Annotated in this window: 16 protein-coding genes; 7 read left to right on the plus strand and 9 right to left on the minus strand. The window is 70.7% G+C overall.

The annotated features are described in order from the left end of the window. Positions 1-41: 41 nt before the first annotated feature. The 4 genes from EOD42_RS18505 to EOD42_RS18520 all read right to left on the minus strand — a co-directional run bounded on the left by EOD42_RS18505 (position 42) and on the right by EOD42_RS18520 (position 8,135). A complete protein-coding gene (locus EOD42_RS18505; protein WP_127789061.1) occupies positions 42-1,988 on the minus strand; it encodes a hydantoinase B/oxoprolinase family protein in 1,947 nt (648 codons plus the stop codon). Continuing rightward, positions 1,988-4,003, minus strand: a complete 2,016-nt coding sequence (locus EOD42_RS18510; RefSeq protein WP_127789062.1) for a hydantoinase/oxoprolinase family protein — start codon at positions 4,001-4,003, stop codon at positions 1,988-1,990. The genes EOD42_RS18505 and EOD42_RS18510 overlap by 1 nt, the downstream gene beginning before the upstream one ends. 107 nt (positions 4,004-4,110) lie before the next feature. Continuing rightward, a complete protein-coding gene (locus EOD42_RS18515) occupies positions 4,111-6,093 on the minus strand; it encodes a hydantoinase B/oxoprolinase family protein (RefSeq protein WP_127789063.1) in 1,983 nt (660 codons plus the stop codon). Then, complete coding sequence (locus EOD42_RS18520; RefSeq protein ID WP_127789064.1) at positions 6,090-8,135, minus strand: hydantoinase/oxoprolinase family protein; 2,046 nt, start codon at positions 8,133-8,135, stop codon at positions 6,090-6,092. Before EOD42_RS18520 ends, EOD42_RS18515 begins: the two co-directional genes overlap by 4 nt. Before the next feature lie 302 nt (positions 8,136-8,437). On the opposite strand from EOD42_RS18520, the gene EOD42_RS18525 reads away from it, so the two are divergent. Next, a complete protein-coding gene (locus EOD42_RS18525; protein ID WP_127789065.1) occupies positions 8,438-10,141 on the plus strand; it encodes a glycosyltransferase in 1,704 nt (567 codons plus the stop codon). A 12-nt stretch (positions 10,142-10,153) separates the two neighbouring features. On the opposite strand, the gene EOD42_RS18530 is transcribed toward EOD42_RS18525, so the two are convergent. Continuing rightward, positions 10,154-11,026, minus strand: coding sequence for a LysR family transcriptional regulator (locus EOD42_RS18530; RefSeq protein ID WP_127789066.1), 873 nt, complete (start codon positions 11,024-11,026; stop codon positions 10,154-10,156). Positions 11,027-11,154: 128 nt separating this feature from the next. Between EOD42_RS18530 and EOD42_RS18535 the strand changes: the two genes are divergently transcribed. Genes EOD42_RS18535 through EOD42_RS18560 form a run of 6 tightly spaced genes read left to right on the plus strand, consistent with a single transcriptional unit; the run spans position 11,155 to position 17,380 of the window. Then, complete coding sequence (locus EOD42_RS18535) at positions 11,155-11,451, plus strand: (2Fe-2S)-binding protein (protein ID WP_206020395.1); 297 nt, start codon at positions 11,155-11,157, stop codon at positions 11,449-11,451. Next, the gene (locus EOD42_RS18540; protein ID WP_127789068.1) at positions 11,433-12,812 is read left to right on the plus strand and encodes an FAD/NAD(P)-dependent oxidoreductase; all 1,380 of its coding nucleotides are present in this window, start codon (positions 11,433-11,435) and stop codon (positions 12,810-12,812) included. Before EOD42_RS18535 ends, EOD42_RS18540 begins: the two co-directional genes overlap by 19 nt. Further along, positions 12,812-13,939, plus strand: a complete 1,128-nt coding sequence (locus tag EOD42_RS18545) for an NAD(P)/FAD-dependent oxidoreductase (protein ID WP_127789069.1) — start codon at positions 12,812-12,814, stop codon at positions 13,937-13,939. The genes EOD42_RS18540 and EOD42_RS18545 overlap by 1 nt, the downstream gene beginning before the upstream one ends. Before the next feature lie 2 nt (positions 13,940-13,941). Beyond that, positions 13,942-14,394, plus strand: a complete 453-nt coding sequence (locus EOD42_RS18550) for a GNAT family N-acetyltransferase (protein ID WP_127789070.1) — start codon at positions 13,942-13,944, stop codon at positions 14,392-14,394. Then, a complete protein-coding gene (locus EOD42_RS18555) occupies positions 14,394-15,812 on the plus strand; it encodes an amidase (protein WP_127789071.1) in 1,419 nt (472 codons plus the stop codon). Before EOD42_RS18550 ends, EOD42_RS18555 begins: the two co-directional genes overlap by 1 nt. Positions 15,813-15,826: 14 nt before the next feature. Further along, a complete protein-coding gene (locus EOD42_RS18560) occupies positions 15,827-17,380 on the plus strand; it encodes an ABC transporter substrate-binding protein (protein WP_127789072.1) in 1,554 nt (517 codons plus the stop codon). Between the two features lie 124 nt (positions 17,381-17,504). Here the strand turns inward: EOD42_RS18560 and EOD42_RS18565 are convergent, their stop codons facing one another. The 4 genes from EOD42_RS18565 to EOD42_RS18580 are packed head-to-tail and all read right to left on the minus strand — an operon-like array spanning position 17,505 to position 20,742. Then, the gene (locus tag EOD42_RS18565; RefSeq protein ID WP_127789073.1) at positions 17,505-18,281 is read right to left on the minus strand and encodes an enoyl-CoA hydratase-related protein; all 777 of its coding nucleotides are present in this window, start codon (positions 18,279-18,281) and stop codon (positions 17,505-17,507) included. After that, entirely contained in the window at positions 18,278-18,586 is a 309-nt protein-coding gene (locus EOD42_RS18570) for a hypothetical protein (RefSeq protein ID WP_127789074.1), read from the minus strand. Before EOD42_RS18570 ends, EOD42_RS18565 begins: the two co-directional genes overlap by 4 nt. Further along, positions 18,570-19,547 (minus strand): phosphotransferase family protein, encoded by a 978-nt coding sequence (locus EOD42_RS18575; protein WP_127789075.1) that lies wholly within the window; start codon positions 19,545-19,547, stop codon positions 18,570-18,572. The genes EOD42_RS18570 and EOD42_RS18575 overlap by 17 nt, the downstream gene beginning before the upstream one ends. Next, entirely contained in the window at positions 19,540-20,742 is a 1,203-nt protein-coding gene (locus EOD42_RS18580) for an acyl-CoA dehydrogenase family protein (RefSeq protein ID WP_127789076.1), read from the minus strand. The genes EOD42_RS18575 and EOD42_RS18580 overlap by 8 nt, the downstream gene beginning before the upstream one ends. Positions 20,743-20,751 lie beyond the last annotated feature (9 nt).

Raw genomic sequence — 20,751 nt, forward strand, 5'->3', positions numbered from 1 at the left:
CAGCGCCCCTTGCTGGGGGTTCGGGGGCAAAGCCCCTGTTCCTACCCCCGCCCGAAATTCTTCTCTCGCCTGATCACATCCGCTGCCGGGTCCTGACTGGCGCGCACCTTGGCGAACAGATGCCGCTTCAGCCGCCCGCGCCAGGCGCTGGGCACTTCGGCCATCGCCTCGCCCATCGCGGCATAGGCGCTCGCGTCCCAGCGGGCTTCGTGGGCGGCACGGTTGGGGCCGCCGTCGAAGCCCTCGCGGGCGGGCTGCTGCGCGCGCAGGGCCTCGGTGGCGGCCGTGTCCACGGCGCCATCCGCGATCACCACGCCATAGTCGCGCGCGGCGGCCTCGGTGGTCACGCGGCCGGCCTGCCAGTCGCGCAGCACGGCCTCGGGCTTGCGGGTCATCGGGTCACCGCGCCCGCCGCCGCCCGGCGAGACGATGCGCACCACATCGCCCGGGGCGGGGTTCAGGATATCGGTGTTGCGCAGATCGTGCTCGTTCGCGGCACCCGGGTTCAGGGTGAAGCTGCTGGCAGCACCCGGCCGGCCGCCCAGGATGCCCCAGGGCTGGAAGATGGAGCGGTCGCGGTTGCGGGCCGTCACGGTGGCATCCGGGGCGTCGGTGGTGAATTCCAGCACGGTGGCCAGGCCCCCGCGATGCGCGCCCGGGCCGCCCGTATCCGGCATCAGGCCATAGCGCAGGATGCGGATGGCGGCCTCGGCCTCGGTGATCTCGATCGGGCTGTTCTTCAGATAGGCCGCATCGGCGCCGGACCCGTCGGTGCCGTCACGATGCGGCATGCCGCCGCCGCCGCCCACGATGGGGGCGATGGCGGAAATCACGCGGCGGCCGGTGCGGCGGTTCTCGGCCGCCAGGTTGATGATGGAGGAGGAACCGGCGGGGGCGGCCGGCAGGCGCTCGGGCGCTGCCTGGGCAAAGGCGCCGAAGACCAGGCTGCGCAGCCGCGCGCAGGTCAGGCTGCGCATGCCCACAGCGGCCGGGTGCGCCGGGTTCACCACGCTGCCCTCGGGCAGGATGCAGGTGAAGGCGCGGACGGTCCCGAAGTTCAGCGTTATCTTGGGGCTCAGCGCCGACAGCACGTAGTACACGCCCACCAGCACCAGCGAATGATGCGGATGCCCGCCGGTGGGCACATTCATCGAGCACAGGGTCTGCGGGTCGGTGCCGGTGAAGTCCAGCTCCGCGCTGTCGCCCTGGATGCGCAGGGCGAGCTTCAGCCGCAGCGGGTCGCCGCCCACGCCGTCCTCGTCGCAATAGTCGGCGAAGTGATAGGTACCGTCGGGCAGGCTGGCCAGCACGGCACGGGCCTGGGCCTCGCCGTAATCCAGCAGATCGGCCAGCCCGTCCTTCAGCGTCTCGACGCCGAAGCGGCGGGCGAGTTCCAGGATACGCCTCTCACCGGTGTTCACGGCGGCGACCAGCGCCTTCAGGTCGCCCCAGTTCTGCTCGGGCACGCGCACATTGGCGGTGATTGTCCGCAGCAGCGTCTCGTCCAGCACGCCCGCGCGATACAGCTTGCTGGGCGGGATGCGCAGCCCTTCCTGATGCACCTCGGTCAGGGTGCGGGAGAGGCTGGCGGGCACCGCGCCGCCCACGTCCACATTGTGGATATGCCCGCCGGCGAAGGCGATGATCTCGCCCTCATGGAACACCGGCTTCCACATGTTGGTGTCGGGCGAATGGGTGGACAGAAACCCGGAATACGGGTCGCTGGTCATGCAGATGTCGCCGGGCTCATAGCCACCGGGCACCAGCTTGATCGCGTCCTCATAATCCACGCCGGGATACCAGGTGGCGCCCAGGTCCAGCGGCACGGCGCAGGTCTTGCCGTGGCGGTCCAGCAGCTGGATCGTGAAGTCCTCGGTTTCCTTCACGAAGGTGGAATGCGCGGTGCGGTAGAGCGTGGTGGCCATGCTCTCGGCGGCGGCGCGACAATGGTTGCGCAGCACCTGAAGGGTGACGGGATCGGTGCGCATCAGACGTTCTCCATCACGAGGTTGCCGAGCGCGTCGGTTTCCGCGCTCCAGCCAGGGGGCACCAGCACGGTGCAGTCGGATTGGGTGACGATGGCGGGGCCGGTGAAACGCCCGCCGGGGTTCAGTGCTGCGCGGCGATACAGCCCCGCCTGGCGCGTGGCGCCACCCATGGTCAGCGGCACCAGCTTTTCCGGGGTTTCCTCATGCTCGCCGCCCGGGTTGGACAGGAAGGGCAGGGGAGGCGCCGCGCGGCGGGCGACGGCTCGCAGGCTGACCACCTCGACGGGGGCGCCGGGCTCGCTGTGGCCGAAGGCTTCCTCATGCGCCGCGTGGAAGTTCTCGGCGAGCGCCGCGATGCTGTCGCCGGCGGGCACGGTCAGCTCGAAGGACTGGCCGCGATAGCGCAGATCGGCGGCCAGCGTCGTCTCGGCCTCACCCGCGCCGCCCATCTCGGCGAGCGCCGCCCCGGCCTCGGCGGCAAGCTCCGCCAGGCCGGACTGGATGGTGGGCCAGAAGGCGGGTTCCAGCGGCATCAGCACGGTGCGCATGGTGTCGCGCCGCAGGTCCGCGGCCAGGGCGCCCAGCGCGCACAGCGTGCCGGGCACGGGCGGCACCAGCACGCGGCGGATGCCGGCGGTCTCCGCCAGCAGCGCGCCCAGCATGGGGCCGGCGCCGCCGAAGGGCATCAGCGTCAGCTCGCTGGCATGCATGCCAGCGCGGGCCAGCAGCTTGTCGATCTCGACCAGCATGCCGCTGATGGCCACCTGCAGCACGCCCTCCGCAGCACCGGCGGCGTCGGTCTTGAGCGCCGCGGCGATGGGGGCGATCGCCTTTTCCGACAGGGACTTGTCAGGCGCGATGGCGCCGAAGCCCAGCTCGCCCTGGCCCAGGATGCCGCAGAGCAGCGCGGCGTCGGTCACGGTGCAGCGTTCGCCCCCGCGCCCGAAACAGGCCGGGCCGGGGGTGGAGCCGGCGCTCTCGGGCCCCACCTGCAGCACGCCCTGCGCGTCGATCCGCGCGATGGACCCGCCGCCCTGGCCGCTGGAGACGACCGCGACGCTCGGGATGGAGAGCGGGAAGTCGCCGATATTGTGCCCCGTGCCGAAGGCGGGGCGCCCGTCGATCAGCAGGGCCACATCGGCGCTGGTGCCGCCGACATCCAGCGTCAGCACGGCACCCACGCCGGCGGCCTTCGCCACCACGCCGGCACCGACGACGCCCGAGGCCGTGCCCGACAGCAGCATGCCCACGCAGTCCCGCCGGCCGCGCTGCGCCGTCATGGTGCCGCCGGCCGAGGTGGTCAGCAGCAGCGGCGCCGCGATGGCGGCCGCGCGCAGCTGGTTCTCCACCCGCTCCAGATAGGCATCGATGCGCGGGTGCACATAGGCGTTCAGCACGGCGGTCGTCGTGCGCTCATACTCGCGGATGGCGGGCCAGACCTCGGCGCCATGGAAGGTGAACAGGTCGGGCGCGATCTCGTTGATCATCGCGACCACCGCGCGCTCATGCGCATCATTGCGCCAGGCGTGCAGGAAGGAGACGACGATGCCCCGGGCGCCCGCGGCCTGGGCGGCGGAGACGGCGGCGGCCACGCTGTCGCGCTCAGGGGCCAGGACGGTGTTGCCCTCGGCATCCATGCGCTCGGCGATGCCGAACACGTGCTCGCGCGGCACCAGCGGCTCCGGGCGCTCGCAGAACAGGCTGTAGGTGTCGGGCATGCGCAGGCGTGCCAGCTCCAGCATGTCCGTGAAGCCCTGGGTGGTGAACAGCGCCAGCGGCGCGCCCCTGCGCTGGATGATGGTGTTCACGCCCACCGTGGTGCCGTGCACGAAGCGCTCCACCGCGGCGGGCACCAGCCCTTCGGCCGTCAGGCGGCGCAGCCCCTCGGCCACGTCGTCGCCCGGGGCGTTGGGGGTGGTCAGCACCTTCAGCGTGCGCAGATCGCCCGTGTCGGTGTCGAGCGCGGTGAAATCCGCGAAGGTGCCGCCGATATCCACGCCGATACGCCAAGCCATGCCGAAATCACCTCAAATGACTGAGGCGCAGCATGGCCGGGCGCGGCGCGGGGCGCGAGTTCCGATGCGGGCGCGCGTGATAGCCTGCGGTTATACGCGCGCCGGGCTCACTCGGCCGCCAGGGCTTCGTCCAGCCCGTGCTTGCGGCGCATGTCCTCGGCCAGGCGGCGCATCTGGGCGCGCTCGCCGAGTTCGGCATGGGTGCCGGCGGCGACGGCGCGGAAGAACTCGCCCTTCAGGTAGTGGCGCCACTGCACCGGCAGCTGCGCCAGGGCCGTGGTCATTTCCTCATAGCGCGCGCGGGTCCAGACCGCCTCGAAGGCATCGCGCCTCGCGCCATAGTCGAAGCCCTGGCGCGGGGTGTGGCCGGCGCGCAGGGCCAGCGTCGCGGCGCTGTCCACCGCGCCGTCCACGATCGCCACGCCATAGTCGCGCGCGGCGGCCTCCATGGAGACGAAGCCGCGCTTCACATCGGTCAGCACCGCCTCTGGCGCACGGGCGAAGGCATCGCCATAGCCGCCCGCGCCCGGGCCGATGACGCGGACGATGTCGCCCGGGTTGCACTTCACCAGGTCGGTGTTGCCCAGGCTCAGTTCCTCGGGCGTGCCGGGGTTGCGCAGGAAGCGCGAGGTATTGCCCGCCCGCCCGCCGCAGGCGCCCCAGGATTGGAACACCGACCTGTTGCGGTTGCGCGCCGTGACGACGGAGCCAGGCGAGAACACCTGGAACTCCATCACCGCCGCCAGGCCGCCGCGATACTGGCCGGGGCCCGCGCTGTCGCGTTCCAGCCCATAGCGCAGGATGCGGATAGGCACCTCGGCCTCGTTGATCTCGACCGGCGTGTTCTTCAGGAAGGCCTGGGCGCCGCCCGCGCCGTTCGGCCCGTCATGCCGGGGTGTGCCGCCGCCGCCGCCGCCCACGGCACCCAGAGAGGCCATGACGGTGCGCCCGTCCCGGCCAGAGGTCCGCACGTTCAGGATGGCATTGCCGCCCGGGGAGGTGGTGGCCAGCTTCTCGGGCACCGCCTGCAGGAAGGCGCCGAACGTCACGATCTGCGTCATCATGCAGGTCAGGCTGCGCATGCCGACGGCCGCCCCCGGCTCCGCATTCACGATGGTGCCGCGCGGCAGCACGGCGCGCGCCGGCCGCAGCGTGCCGGCATTGAGCAGCAGCTGCGGGTTCAGCGTGAACAGCACATAGGTCAGCCCCACCATCACGATCGGGTGCCGCACCTCACCGCCCGTGGGCATGTTCAGCGAGGACGCCAGCTGCGGGTCGCTGCCGGTATAGTCCAGCTCGACCTCATCACCCTGCACCCGCACCGTGAGGGCCATGCGGCAGGGGTTGCCGCCCTCGCCATCCTCATCGGCGTAGTCCGCGAAGAAATACTCGCCATCGGGGATGTCGCGGATGACGCGCCGCGCCTGTTCCTCGGCATAGTCCAGGATCTGCTCGATGCCCGAGGCGAAGGCCGGGTAGCCGAAGCGGGCGATGATCTCGTGGATGCGGCGTTCACCGATGTTGACGGAGGCGAATTGCGCCATCAGGTCGCCGTGGTTCTGCTCGGGCATGCGCACGTTGATGCGCAGGATCTCCATGACGTCCTGGTTGATCTCACCCCGGCGGACCAGCTTCAGCGGCGGGATGCGGATGCCTTCCTGCTCGATCTCGGTCAGCGTGCGCGACAGGCTGGCGGGCACGGCGCCGCCCACATCGGTGTTGTGGATGTGGCCCACCACGAAGCAGGCGATCTTTCCCTCATGGAACACCGGCTTCCAGATATGGATGTCGGGCGAATGGGTGCAGACATAGCCGCTGTACGGGTCGTTGGTCGCGCAGATGTCGCCTTCCTCATAGTGGTCGATCATCCGAAGCACCGGGCCGTAATCGATGCCGCTGTACCAGGGCGCGCCGAAATGCCGCGGGGAGGCGAAGGCCTTCCCATCAGGCGTGACCAGCGTGCAGGAGAAATCCTCCGTCTCCTTCACGAAGGTGGAATGCGCGGTGCGCATCAGCGTGAAGGCCATGGCATCGGCGGCGGCCGCGCAATGATTGGCCAGGATCTGCAGGTTGCGGCGGTCGAGGCTCATGCGGCTTTCTCCGGCACGGCAATGATGAGGTTGCCGAAGCCGTCCACCCGCACGGTGAAGCCGGCCGGCACGCAGGTGGTGCAGTCGGGTTGCGCGATGATGGCGGGGCCGGGGAAGGTATGGCCTGCCCGCAGCGCCTCGCGCCGATACAGCGCGGCCCGGGTGTGCGCGCCGTCGAGATAGACGGGCACCAGGCGGTCAGGTTCGGCCGGCCCTTCGGCGGGCGGGCAGGGGCGCAGCCGCGGCTTGGGCGTGGCACCGGCGACCACCAGGCGCAGCGTGATCAGCTGCACCGCCGCCTTTTCGTCGGCATGGCCGAACATGACGCGGTGACGGTCATGGAAGGCACGGGTGATGGCCGGGATGTCCGTGATGGCATCCAGTTCCAGCGGCACCGCGATTTCATGCGACTGGCCGCGATAGCGCATTTCGGCCGACAGGTTCAGGGTCGCTTCGCCGGCGAAGCCCTGCTCCTCATGCAGCCAATGCAGCGCCTGGGCCTTCATGCCTTCCAGTGCCTCCGCCAGGCGCGGGGCCACGGCGGGCGCCAATGTCGCGTAGACGATGCGGATGAAGTCGTTGCGCAGATCGGCGATCAGCCCGCCCATGGCGCTGAGCACGCCAGGCGCCGGCGGCACCACGACCGAGGCCATGTTCAGCTCCCGCGCCAGGAAGCAGGCCAGCATCGGCCCCGCGCCGCCGAAGGCCAGCAGCGAGAATTCCCGCACATCGATGCCGAAGCGCGACACCAGGGCCGAGGTGTCGGTGTACATGCCCGACACCGCGAGCTCGATGATCTCGCCCGCCGCCTGTTCCAGCGGAATGCCGAGCGGGCCGGCGACCGTGCCGACAGCGGCCTTGGCGCGATCGAGGTCGAGCGTGACGGCGCCATAGCCCAGCCCCGCATGGCCGATGAGCCCCGAGACGGCCACCGCATCGGTGATGGTCGGGCGTTCCCCGCCGCGCCCGTAGCAGGCCGGGCCGGGCAGGGAGCCGGCACTTTCCGGCCCCACCTTCAACACGCCGAATTCGTCCACCGAGGCGATCGACCCGCCACCCTGGCCGATCGAGGTGACGGAGACCGAGGGGATGTGGATCTGGAAATCGCCGATCACCTCGCCCGAACCGTATTCCGGCTGGCCGTCGATGATGACCGCGACATCGGCGCTTGTGCCGCCGATATCCAGGCTCATGATGCGGGGCAGGCCGGCGGCCTGGGCCACGAAGGCAGCCCCGATGACGCCGGAGGCGGTGCCCGACAGCAGCATCTGCACGCATTCGGCCCGCGCCTGGGCAGCACCCATCACGCCGCCGTTGGATTTGGTGATGCGCAGGCCGCAATTCACGCCGAGCTCACGCAGCCGGTCCTCGAAGGCATCCAAATACAGCGCCACGCGCGGCTGCACATGGCCGCTGATGGCGGCCGTCATGGTGCGCTCATATTCGCGGATGATGGGCCAGATGGCGGCCGAGCGGAATACCGGCAGTTCCGGCGCCAGGCGGCGGATCATGGCCTCGGCCGCCTGTTCATGGGCCGGGTTGCGCCAGGCATGCAGGAAGGCGATCAGGATGCCCTGCGCACCGGAAGCAATGGCCCCGTGCACCGCCCCGGCCACGCTGGCTTCCTCGATCGGCGTCAGCACGGCGCCCTCGGCATCCACCCGTTCCTCGATGCCGAACACGCGTTCACGCGGGATCAGCGGGTCCGGCCTGCGGGAGAACAGGTTGTGGTAGGCCGCCATCTTCAGGCGGGCCAGTTCCAGCACATCCTCGAAGTTGCGGGTGGTGAACAGCGCCAGCTTCAACCCGTTGCGCTGGATGACGGTGTTGATCCCCACCGTGGTGCCATGGGTGAAATAGCCCACATCGGCGGCCTGGATGCCGTGGCGGGCGGCCAGCTGGCGCATGCCTTCCACGATCTCCTGCCCCGGCGCGTCGGGGCGCGAGAACACCTTCAAGGTGGTCAGGCTGCCATCCGCATCGTCCAGCACCGCGAAATCGGTGAAGGATCCGCCCACATCCACGCCCACGCGCAACGCCATCGCCGTATCGTCCCGTAGTGATGCGAGTGGCTTGCCATGCGGGGCGGGCCTGCCGCCAATATCGTTTTGGCGGCGGGGCCAAACCCGGGGTTATGCCCGCGCCGCATGCCTTCGCATCCTTGGCGCATGCGTTAAGCTGAGCCCCGCCAGAACGTCCGGAGCCCCCACTGCCTCACGATCCTCCCCCGCCCACCGTCCCCGCCGAGGCGGTCGCCCGCGCCTTCTATGAGGCGCTGCTGCTGCGTTCGCCCGATGCCGGGGGGCTGGCCTTTCATGCCGGCAGGCTGGCCGAGGGCTATCCGGTGACGCTGGCGATGCAGGAGTTCGTGGGCAGCGGCGAATTCGCCGCGCGCTTCGAGGAGATAGCCCGCGCCTACAACCTGCCGCGCGAGGCGCCCCGGCCGGTGGTGCCCGCGGAGCCGCTGTTCCAGCTGGCCCAGCGCAGCGAGGACACCGCCACCATCGCCACCCTGTGCGAGACGGTGCTGGCGCTGGACCCCAGCCACCGGCACGCCCGCTTCCTGCTGGCCCATGCGCGGGAGAGGATGTGGCGGCCGGACCTGGCGCTGGCCGGCTACGATGCCGCCCTGGCGCTGGCGCCCGACGACACCGACGCGCTGTTCCGCCAGGCCATGCTGCTGGGCCGGCTGGGCTGCCACGCGGCGCGCCTGGCCCCATTGCGGCGGCTGGTGAGCCTGAACCCAGCGCATCCGCAGAACTGGTTCGAGCTGGGCCATGCCTGGCTGCAGCTGGAAATGCCCGGCCCCGCCATGGCGGCCTTGTCGCAGCTGGGCGTGGTGCGTGACCCTTATTGGCTTTCCGTCATCGAGCAGGCGCGGCGTGCGCGCGATGACGCACGCCGGCAGGCCCTGGTGCTGCTGCGCGGCCGGGCGCCCCAGGAAGCAGCCCAGGATGCGCCGCAACTGGCGCGGCTGCTGGTGCGGCTGGGCCGGGGGCGGGCCGGGCGCGCGCTGTTGCGCACCGAAGCACCGGATACCGAGGCCCTGCACGCCCTGCACCTGCTGGAAGGCGATCTGCCGGGCGCTTTGGCGGTGCTGCGCCAGGCGCTTCCCGCCCGGCCCGGGCTGCTTCAGTCGCTGGTGCAGTTCTGCCTGCTGGCAGGGGATTTCCGCGCCGCCCACACCCTGCTGGCCGGGATGCGGCCGCAGCCGCCGAATGCCCCCGCCCTGCGGGCCGCCATCGCGACAGGCTGCCCCGAGCTGCGGCCCGCGATCACCCATGAGGTCGCCCAGGGCATCGCGGGCGCCGCGCCCGATACCCTGTCCTGCCAGGCCTGGCTGACCCTGGAACTGGCGGAGGGGCGCCTGGCACCCCAGCAGCCCGACCGCCTGCCGGCCCTGGCACCTCCCTCGCCGCAGGATATTCCGTTCCGGGTCTTCCAGTACTGGAACAGCCCGGCGGTGCCGCCGGATGTCGCCGCCTGCATTGCCAGCTGGCGCCAGGTCGGCGGTGCCGAGCATGTGCTGTTCGACGACGCGGCGGCCGAGGCCTTCCTGCGGGCCGAATACGGCGCGGAGCACGCCCGGGCCTTCCTGCGCTGCTATCATCCCGCCATGCGGTCGGATTTCATCCGCATCGCCTGGCTGCACCGGCATGGCGGCATCTACACCGATGCCGATGAGCGTTGCCTGGCCCCGTTGTGGGGCGAGTACCAGAGCTGGAAACACGCAGCCGTGGTGCTGGTGCCCGACGTGACGGTGCCTTCCTATCTGCACAACTGGTTCATCGCCGCCCGGCCGGGCACGGCCCTGCTGCAGGCCGCGCTGCAGGACATGATGGCCGTGCTGGGCAGCGGGCCGCCCGGCGGGCGGCCGGACATCTGGCAGACCACGGGCCCCGGCCTGATCACCCGCGCCTTCGTGGCCGCCCGCGGCAAGCAGCCGGTGGTCCTGCTGGACATCGACCGTTATCGCCGCATCTGCGGCAATGAGACCGCGCTGGCCTACAAGGCGACGGCCGAAGGCAACTGGCGCCTCGCGCGCTAGGCGGGACGCAGGCTAGACGCAGGCCCTGATATGCTTGGTGAATTCCCGCACGAAACGGGCCGGCGGCCGGCCGCCATTGGTCACCAGCGACAGGCTCATCAGCACCGTGGGCAGGAAGGGGCGCGCGACGATGCCCGGGAAATCTGCCCAGGGCATCAGCCCGTCGACCAGCGCGACGCCCAGCCCCGCCCGCACCAGCGGCACGGCGGAGATGGAGGGCGTGATCTCGATATGCACGGTCCGCGTCATGCCCGCGCGCTCGAAGGCCTGGTCCATCGGCGGGCCGACATCGGCGTGGGAGCCATAGGAGATCAGCGTCTCCCCCTTCAGGTCCGGCGGGGTCACGTGCGGCAGCCCGGCCAGAGGGTGGTCAGGGTGCATCAGCACCACCACGGGTGAGGCACGCAGCAGCTCCGTCCGGACCATGGGCGCGCGGATGGTGGAGAGGGTGAGGCCCAGATCCACCTCGCCCACCGCGATCATCTCGCTCAGCTCCTCGGCCGGCAGGGTGCGCACGATCAGCTTCACCTCCGGGTTGCGGGCCTTGAAGCGGGCGATCACGCCGGGCAGCAGGGCGAAGGTGGGCGGCGCGCTGGCGCCGATGCGCAGCAGCCCCACCTTGCGCTCGCGGATGCGCACGGCCAGGTCGCGCACCACCTCGAACTCGCGGAACAGGTGGTCGGCATCGGCGAACAGCAGCTCGGCCTCCGCCGTCGGCACCAGCCGCCCGCCGATGCGGTCGAACAGCGCATAGCCCAGCTGGCTTTCGAAATGGCGCAGCATCTTGCTGACGGCGGGCTGGGAGATGTGCAGCGTCTCGGCTGCCGCGGTCAGGGTGCCGCTGCGCATGATGGCGCGGAAGATTTCCAGCTGGCGGATGTTCACCGGGCCATTCCTGCACCGGGCGCGCGGCGATGTCGATAACCTGAGGTTAGGGCAGCCGCCCGGATTGCGATTGGACCGGGGGCGGGGGCGGGATAATCCTGGCCGTTCTGTGGGCGCGGGGGTGCGGCGTGAGACTGAGGCGTGTGGCGGAAACGGGCAGGGCGCCCGTGGGGCTGGTGATAGACGGCGAACCCGCCACGGCGCTGGCCGGCGACACGCTGCTGACGGCGGTGCTGACCAACGGGCGGCAACTGCGGGTTTCCGAATTCGGCGATGGCGCGCGGGCGGGTTTCTGCCTGATGGGCGCCTGCCAGGATTGCTGGGTCTATACCGAGGATGGCGACCGCCTGCGCGCCTGTTCCACCCCCGTGGCCGAGGGCATGCGCATCGTGACGAAGGGGGCGACATGGCCGCGCCTCGGGTAGTCATCGTCGGCGCGGGCCCTGCCGGGGTGCGCGCGGCGGAACGGCTGGTGGCGGCGGGGCTGCGCCCGACCGTGGTGGATGAGGGCATGCGCGCGGGCGGGCAGATCTATCGCCAGCAGCCGCCGGGCTTCACCCGCAGGCCGGAGGAACTCTACGGCACCGAGGCCGGGCGGGCGGTGGCCGTGCACGGCGCCTTCGCGGCGCTGGCCGGGCGCATCGACTACCTGCCCGAAACCCTCGCCTGGAACATCGAGCCCGGGCTGCTGCATGTGGCGCGCGACGGCGTCGCCCGGAAGCTGCCCTATGACGCCGTCATCCTGGCCACGGGCGCGACAGACCGGCTGCTGCCGGTGCCGGGCTGGACGCGGGCGGGCGTCTATTCCCTGGGCGGGTCGCAGGTCTCGTTGAAGGCGCAGGCCTGCGCCATCGGTGCCAGGGTCGCGTTCCTGGGCACGGGGCCGCTGCTGTATCTGGTCGCCTCCCAATACCTGAAGGCGGGGGTGGAGGTGGCGGCGGTGCTCGACACCTCGCCCGCCTCGGCGCGGTTCAAGGCGCTGCCGCTGATGGCGTCGCGCCCCGGCCTGCTGGTGAAGGGCGCGGCCCTGATGTGGAAGCTGCGCGGGGTGCCCATCCTCCGCGGCGTGACGCCGCTTGCCATCGACGGCGACGACAGCGGCGTGACCGGCATCCGCGTGAAGGATGCCGGGGGCCGCGAGCACCGCTTCGCGGCCGATGCGGTCGCCATGGGCTGGCACCTGCGCCCCGAGACCCAGCTGGCCGACCTGGCCGGCGTGCCGTTCGAGCATGATGCGCTCTCGGGGCTTTGGATGGCGCAGGTGCAGGCCGATGGCCGCACTGCCGTGAAGGGCGTCTACCTGGCGGGCGACGGCGCGCGCATCCTGGGTGCCGATGGCGCCGAGATCGCGGGCACGCTCGCCGCCACTTCCGTGCTGGCCGACCATGGCATTCAGGTGCCGGTGGCCGAGGTCGTGGAGCTGATCGGCCGGCGCGCCGTGATGGACCGCTTCCGGCGCGGGCTGCTGCGCGCCTTTCCCTGGCCCGGCCATCTGGCCGCCGCCGTGCCGGACGACACGCTGCTGTGCCGCTGCGAGGCGATCACGGCAGGCGAGTTGCGCCGTTCCGCGAGCGACCTGGGCGCGCCGGAGGTGAACCGCGCCAAGGCCCTGACGCGGGTCGGGATGGGCCGCTGCCAGGGGCGCTACTGCGGCCCGGCGGGCCAGGAAATCCTGGCCGCCGCGCGCGGCGTGGCCCTGCCCGAGGTCGGCCGCCTGCGCGGCCAGGCGCCGGTCAAGCCGCTCTCCATCGCCACCGTTGTCCCCCTTGGGGTGGAGGACGCCTGATGCACCAGTCCGATGTGATCGTCGTGGGCGGCGGGCTGATGGGGGCGGCCACCGCCTTCTTCCTGCGCAAGCGCGGGCTTTCCGTCACGCTGCTGGAGCGCGGCCTCTGCGGCCAGCAGGCCAGCGGCACCAATTTCGGCAACGTCCGCCGCCAGGGGCGCTTCCTGCCGCAGCTGCCGCTCGCCAACCGCTCGCGTGAGATCTGGGGCCGCCTGCCGGAGCTGATCGGCGAGGATGTGGAGTTCATCCGCACCGGCCACCTGCGCGTGGGCTACCGGCCCGAACATGTGGGCATGATGGAGGCCTATCGCGACAACGCCGCCCCCTATGGGCTGGAGCTGGAGCTGATCAGCGCCAACGCGTTGCGGGAACGTTTCCCCTTCATCGGGCCGGAGGCGATCGCCGGCTCCTACTCGCCGAATGACGGCCATGCCAACCCGCGCCTCTCGGCCCCCGCCTTCGCCCGTGCCGCCACCCGCGCCGGCGCGAAGGTGGTCGAGAACTGCGAGGTGATCTCCATCGAGCGCGGCGTCGAGGACTTCCGCGTCGAGACGAAAACCGGCGACATCTATCGCGCGCCGATGGTGCAGGTCTCGGCCGGGGCCTGGGGCGGGCGCATGGCGGCCGCGATGGGTGAGCCCGTGCCGATCCAGGTGAAGGGCCCGCAGATGGGCGTCACGGAGCCCGTGCCCTATGCCATCACCCCCGTGCTGGGCGTGACGACCAAGGACCTGCCGGAGGTGATCTACGCCCGCCAGGTGACCCGCGGGAACATCGTGTTCGGCGGCGTGGGCCATGGCCCGGCGGATCTGGACACCATCCGCGCCCGTGTGCGGCCGGAGGTGACGTTGCAGCAGTTCGGCCAGTTGAAGCGCATCGTGCCGGCGCTGGCCAAGCTGAACATCATCCGGGTCTGGAGCGGCATCGAGGGCTATATGCGCGACGACATCCCCGTGATGGGGCCGAGCGCGAAGGTGCCCGGGCTGTTCTATGCCTTCGGCTTCTGCGGCGCGGGCTTCCAGCTGGGCCCGGGCGTGGGCGACGTGATGGCGGAGCTGATCGCGACCGGTGCCACCACCACGCCGATCGAGCCTTTCTCCATCGCCCGCTTCGCGGAGAAGGCCTGACCATGCTGGGTTTCGAGACGGGGGTGTTTGAGACCCGCCATGGCGACTACCTGATTTCGACGGACCGCGAGAAGCTGGACTTCGCGGCGATCCATCGCTTCCTGGCCACCGAATCCTATTGGGCGCAGGGGATGGACCCGGCGCTGCTGCGCCGGGGCATCGACAATTCCCTGCCCTTCGCTGCCTATGATGCCTCGGGCGCGCTGGCCGGCTTCTGCCGCGTGGTCACGGACGGGACGCTATTCGCCTATCTGCGCGACGTGTTCGTGCTGGCGCGGCATCGCGGCACGGGCCTCGGGCGCGCCATCACCCGGGCCGCGCTGGACCACCCGGACCTGGCAGGCATGAAGAACTGGACGCTGGCGACCAGGGACGCCCACGGCGTCTATGCGGCACTCGGCTTCAGGCCCGTGCCCGATCCCACGATGTACATGCAGAAGAAGGAAACGCCCTGATGGCGCAGGAACCTTGGGCCATGGGGGCGGTCGAGCTCGCCGCCGCGATCCGCACCGGTCAGCTCTCCAGCCGCGAGGCGACCGAAAGCGCGCTGTCCCGCATGGCCGCCGTGAACCCCGCGCTCAACGCGGTGGTGGAGCCCATGATCGAGCAGGCCCGCGCCGCCGCCGATGCGGCCGATGCTGCGATCGCGCGCGGTGACGTGCTGGGCGCCCTGCACGGCGTGCCGGTGACGATCAAGATGAACGTCGACCAGACGGGCATGCCGCGCACCAACGGGCTGAACGCCTACAGGGACCGCGTGGCCACCGATGACAGCCCGGTGGTGACCAACATGCTGAAGGCGGGCGGCGTGGTGCTGGGCCGCACCAACTGCCCGGCCTTCGCCGCGCGCGGCTTCACCAGCAACGAGCTGCATGGCGCCACCTACAACCCGTTCAGCCGCGACGTGACGCCGGGCGGTTCCTCGGGCGGGGCGGCGGCGGCGGTGGCGGCCGGCATCGGTGCCGTGGCGCATGGCAATGACCTGGGCGGTTCCGTGCGCCAGCCGGCCGCGCTGTGCGGCGTGGTGGGGCTGCGCTGCACGCCCAGCCGCATCCCGAACTACAACCCCTCCGTGGCGCTCGACCGGCCCTATATCCATCAATCCACCACCTCTCAGGGGCCGCTGGCGCGCAGCATCGCCGACGCCCGGCTGGGCTTCGAGGCGATGGCCGGACGCGACCCGCGTGACCCCTGGTGGGTGCCCGCCCTGCCGGCCTCCGACCGCCCGAGCCTGCCGGCGCGCGTGGCGCTGTATCTTGGCCGCGATGACGGCCCGGAACCGGTGGACCCCGTGGTGCGCGACGCGCTGACCCGCGCGGCGCTGGCCTTCCAGGCCGCCGGCTGGGTGGTCGAGGAAGCCGAGCCCCCGATGTGGGAGGAGGCGCTGGCCCTCCATCGCTCCCTGCTGTTCGCCGAGCGTGAACTCGGTACCAACCGCGACATCATGGCCCATGGCGACATCATGGTCCGCCGCAGCATGCAGGGCCGGGCCGCGATGAAGCCCGACCCGATCCCGGACATGGAGGCCTATGTCCGCGCCGTCGCCCGGCGCAGCACCATCCTGCGCGCCTGGAACCTCTTCTTCGAGAAGTACCCCCTGCTGCTGATGCCCAATGCCTGGCTGAACGCGCTTCCCTTCGAGTACGATCAGCAGGGCGATGAGGCGGTGGCCCGCACCCAATGGGCGTTGGCGCCGCATCATGTGACCGCGCTGCTGGCGCTGCCGGGCCTGTCGGTGCCGACCGGCCTGCACGCCGGCCTGCCCACCCATGTGCAGCTGGTGGCCGGGCGCATGCAGGATGAGTTCCTGTTCGACGCCGGCCAGATCATCGAGGATGCCTGCGGCATCCTGACCCCCATCGACCCCCGCTGAGACGGAGAGACACCATGCGCCTGACCGCCATCGCCCTGGGCTGTTGCCTTTCCATCCCGGCCTGGGCGCAGACGCTGACGCTCGGTGTCAGTGCCACGCCGAACTCGGTGGACCCGCATTTCAACTACGGCACCTCCACCCAGACCCTGACCTATCATCTGTTCGACACGCTGTTCCAGCGCCAGCCGGACAGCACGCTGGCGCCCGGCCTCGCGCTGTCCTGGCACGCGGTGGAGCCCACGGTGTGGGAGATCAAGCTGCGGCCCGACGTGCGCTTCACCAACGGCGCGGCCTTCACCGCCGATGACGTGGTGTTCAGCATCGCCCGCGCGCCCAATGTGCCCAATGCCACGGCCAGCTATGCCGGTGCCGTGCGTTCGGTCGACCGGGTGGAGGTGATCGACCCCCTGACCATCCGCATCCACACCCGCGGCCCGGCCCCCACCATGCCGATGGACATGGCCCCGCTCGGCATCGTCTCCCGCCAGGTGGGTGAGGGTGCCGCGACCGAGGACTACAATGCAGGCCGCGCCGCCATCGGCACCGGCCCCTACCGGCTGATCCGCTTCATCCCCGGCCAGCAGGCCGAGCTGGAGCGCAACCCGAACTGGTGGGGCCCCGCCCAGCCGTGGGAGAGGGTGGTGCTGCGCTTCCTGCCCAATGCGGGAACCCGCACCGCAGCCCTTCTCTCGGGCGATGTGGACCTGATCGACACGCCATCCCCGAACGACCTGCCGCGCCTGCGCGGCGACAACCGCTTCGCGGTGTTCTCCGGGGCCAGCATGCGGCTGGTCTATCTGGCGCCGAACCAGCAGGCGCAGGTCGCGCCCTTCATCACCGACAATGCGGGCAACCCGCTGCCCGCCAACCCGCTGCGCGACCAGCGCGTGCGCCAGGCGCTGTCGATGGCCATCAACCGCGAGGCGCTGGCCACCCGCATCATGCAGGGCACGGCCAGCCCCGCCGGGCAATGGATGCCGGCCGGCACCTACTCCCACAATCCCGCCGTGCCCGTGCCCGCGCAGGATATCGAGGGCGCGCGCCGGCTGCTGGCCGCCGCCGGCTATCCGGACGGCTTCCGCATGACCATGCATGTGCCCAACAATGCCCGCCCGACCGACCCGATCTCGGCCCAGGCGATCGCGCAGATGTGGACGCGGGTGGGTGTGCGCACGGAGGTGGAGGCCCAGCCGCTCGCGGCCTACTCCCCGCGCGCGGCGCGGATGGAGTACGCCATGACCATGCATGGCTGGGGCAGCATCGGCCATTCGGGCCACCCGATGGTGAACATGGTGGCCACCAATGACCGCCAGCGCCTGACCGGCGGCTTCAACCGCTCGGGCTACTCCAACCCCGCCATCGACGAGATGATCGCGACCGCCATGGCCGAGATGGACGACGCGAAGCGCGAGCAGCTGCTGAACCAGGCGGTGGCTGCCTCGATCCAGGATGGGGCGGTGATCCCGCTCTATAACCTGACCAATTTCTGGGCCGCGCGCCGGGGGGTTGAATACCGGCCGACGACCTATGACTACACGCTGGCGATCAATGCGCGGCCGGTCAGGTAGCGTCCGAGTTCTTTTTTGTAAAAAAGAGCCAAAAAACTTTTAATAAATAAGAGGCGCGCCTGATGGTCGGCGCGCCCTAAAACTCAGGAAGTCTTTTTGCTTCTTTTTCTTCAGAAAAAGAAGATCACCTGTTCTTCCACTCCGGCTTGCGCTTCTCCGCAAACGCCTTCGGCCCTTCGACGTAATCCTCGCTGTCGATGTTGCGCTGCTGTGCCGGATAGATGGTGCCGATCGCCTGCGGCAGTGTCGGCTGATCAAGCCCCGCATAGACCGCCTGCTTGGACGCCCGCACCGCCAGCGGCGAGCATTCCAGGATCTGCGCCGCCCAGCGCTTAGCCCCCTCCAGCGCCTGGCCCTCGGGCACCACCTCGTTCACGAAGCCCAGGGTCTTGGCTTCCTGCGCGGGCACGCGGCGGCCGGTCAGGATCATGCCCAGCGCCTGCTTCTGGCCGATCATCCGCGGCAGGCGATGCACGCCGCCCGCGCCCGCGATCAAGCCCACGCGGGGTTCCGGCAGGGCGAACAGCGCGTTCTCGGCGGCGATGATCAGGTCGCAGGCCAGCGCGATCTCGAAGCCGCCGCCCATGGCGATGCCGTTCACGGCGGCGATCAAGGGCTTGTCCAGGTCATAGCGCGTGGTCAGCCCGGCGAAGCCGGTGGGCGGGCCGGGGCGGCGCTTGCCGGCGGCCTGCACCTTCAGGTCGTTGCCGGCGGAAAAGGCCCGGTCGCCCGCCCCGGTCACGATCGCCACCCACAGGTCGGGGTTGGCGGCGAACTCGTCCCATACCTGGCTCAGCTCGAAATGCGCATCGGCGTGCAGGGCGTTCATCACCTCCGGCCGGTTGAGGGTGACGATGCGCAGGCGGCCTTCATCCCGGACGGTGCAGTACTGATGGGTCATGGCGTTTTTTCCCTGATGGCGCGCGGGTCGCTGACGGCGCAGCGGGCGCGGAGTTCCTCGCGGATCGCGGCCAGAAGGGCCGCATGGGCGGGCTCGCCCGGGTCGGCCTGGCCCGCGCGGATCATGGCGGTGGCGCCCGCCAGCACGGTGGCCGCGGGCGGGGCGGGGCGGGCCGCGATCTCCATGGCGCGCGCGATCATGCGGGCTTCCAGCTGGCGCTCGCGCGGCAGGGCGGGCAGCAGGCTTTCCAGCAGCAGGGCCCGGGCGGTGGCCAGCAGATCCGGGGCGTCAGGGCGTTCCGGCATTCGCCATCTCCAGCACTTCCCATTCCAGCCCGGGCACCATGTGGCCCGTCAGCGCCAATTCGAGGCTGCGTTCCTGGCCCGAGATGTGGCGCAGCGCCTGGTCGGCCGCGATCACGGCCCAGCGGATGGTGGCCCCCAGCTGCCAGTAGCGCACGCGGGCGGGGTCGGGCGTCCAGCCGGCCTCGGCGGCATAGCCCGCCAGGAAGGCATCCAGCGGCCCGATGCCGCCGGCCTCCAGATGGTCCTGGCCGAAACGCCAGCATCGGGCGGTGAACCAGCCGAGATCCTCATAGGGGTCGCCCCAGCCGGCGAATTCCCAGTCGAGCACTGCGGTCACGGCATCGCCGTCGACCATGACGTTGCCGCTGCGGAAGTCCCGGTGCAGCAGCACGGGCGGCAGGGCAGGGGGGGCGTTGCGTTCCATGTGGCGCAGCCCCCATTCCAGGGCCGGACGCGGGGTGCCCGCATCGTCCAGCCGGGCGCGCATCTCGGCGATGAAGTCGTTGTGGCCGAGGAAGGCCAGCTCCGCGCGCGGCGGCCGGATGCGGTGGATGCGCGCCAGCTCCCGCCCATGGGCGGCGGCCAGTGCCGTATTGCCCCCCCGCGCCGCGGCCGCCTTGGCCAGCGCATGGCCGGAAGCCGTGCCCGCCACACGGCGCATGACGAAGAAGGGCGCGCCCGCCACGCCGGCGTCGGCGCAGCAGAACAGCGGTTCGGCCACCGTCACGCCTGCCTCATGCGCCGCGCGCAGCAGGGCGAATTCCTCCACCCGGCTGCGGCTGACGGCCAGCGTCGTGGCGTTGTCCGTGCGCAGCACCCAGCGTTGCGGGGCGCTGTCCAGCGTGGCCTCCACGCCCCAGTTCTGCTGGATGGCACCGCCCGAGAGCCGCGCCATGGACTGGATCGCGACTGGCGCCCCTGCCGCAGCCGACAGCCAGTGTTCGAGGGCCGCCTTATCCATCCACGCCCCAGGCGAAGAAGTCGCTGCCGCGCGCGCGCAGTTCCTGGGCGAGGACCATGCGGTGCACCTCGCTGGCGCCATCCACCAGGCGCGCCTGGCGGGCGTAGCGGTACATCCACTCGACCGGCGTGTCCTTGGAGTAGCCCTTGGCGCCCAGCAACTGCAGCGCCGTGTCGGCCGCCTTGTGCAGGGCATCGGCGGCCACGATCTTGGCCATCGAGACCTCGCGCTTCGCCCGGTCGCCCTGGTCCAGCTTCCAGGCCGCGCGCATGGTCAGCAGGCGCGAGATATCGAGCTGCAAGGCAGCCTCGCCCATCAGGGTCTGCACGCTCTCGCGGTCGGCCAGCGTCATGCCGAAGCTCTTGCGGGTCTCGATATGCGCCTGCGCGATTTCCAGCGCGCGGCGGCCCATGCCGGTCCAGCGCATGCAATGGGTCAGGCGGGCGGGGCCGAGGCGGATCTGCGCCATCTTCAGCCCGTCGCCGGGCTTCATCAGCACATTCTCCTCCGGGATCTCCAGCCCGTCGAAGGACAGTTCGCAATGCCCGCCATGCTCCTCCGGGCCCATGATCGGGATGCGGCGGATGATCTCCCAGCCCGGCTGGTCCTTGTGGAACAGGAAGGCGCTGATGCCTTTCCGGTCATCGTCACTGGTGCGGGCCAGCAGGATGAAATGGGTGCTTTCGCCGGCGCCGGTGATGAACCATTTGCGCCCCGTCACGCGCCAGCGGTCGCCCACCTTCTCGGCGCGGGTATAGGTCTGGGTGGGGTCGCTTCCGGCGCCGCCGGGCTCGGTCATCGCGAAGCTGGACTGCACGGTGCCGTCGATGACGGGCTGCAGCCACCATTGCTTCTGCGCGTCGGTCGCGACCTTTTCCATCACCATCATGTTGCCGTCGTCGGGGGCGGCGCTGTTGAAGGTGACGGGGCCGAAGATGGAGCGGTTCATCTCCTCATAGCAGGCGGCCATGCCGATGAAGGGCAGTTCCGCCCCGCCGCGATACTTCTTGGACTGCATGGCCCAGAGGCCGGCCGACTTCACCTCCGCCCGCAATGTCTTCAGCAGGGCCGGGTTGATGTTCTCATGCTCGTCATAGCTGGCGCGGTCGGCTTCCAGCGGGATCAGCCGGTCCTCGACGAATTCGCGCACGCGGCGGCGGATGGCGTCCAGTTCGGGCGGCAGGGCGAAATCCATGCGGAAGTC

The organism is Rhodovarius crocodyli, from assembly GCF_004005855.1.
Classification (GTDB): Bacteria; Pseudomonadota; Alphaproteobacteria; order Acetobacterales; family Acetobacteraceae; genus Rhodovarius; species Rhodovarius crocodyli.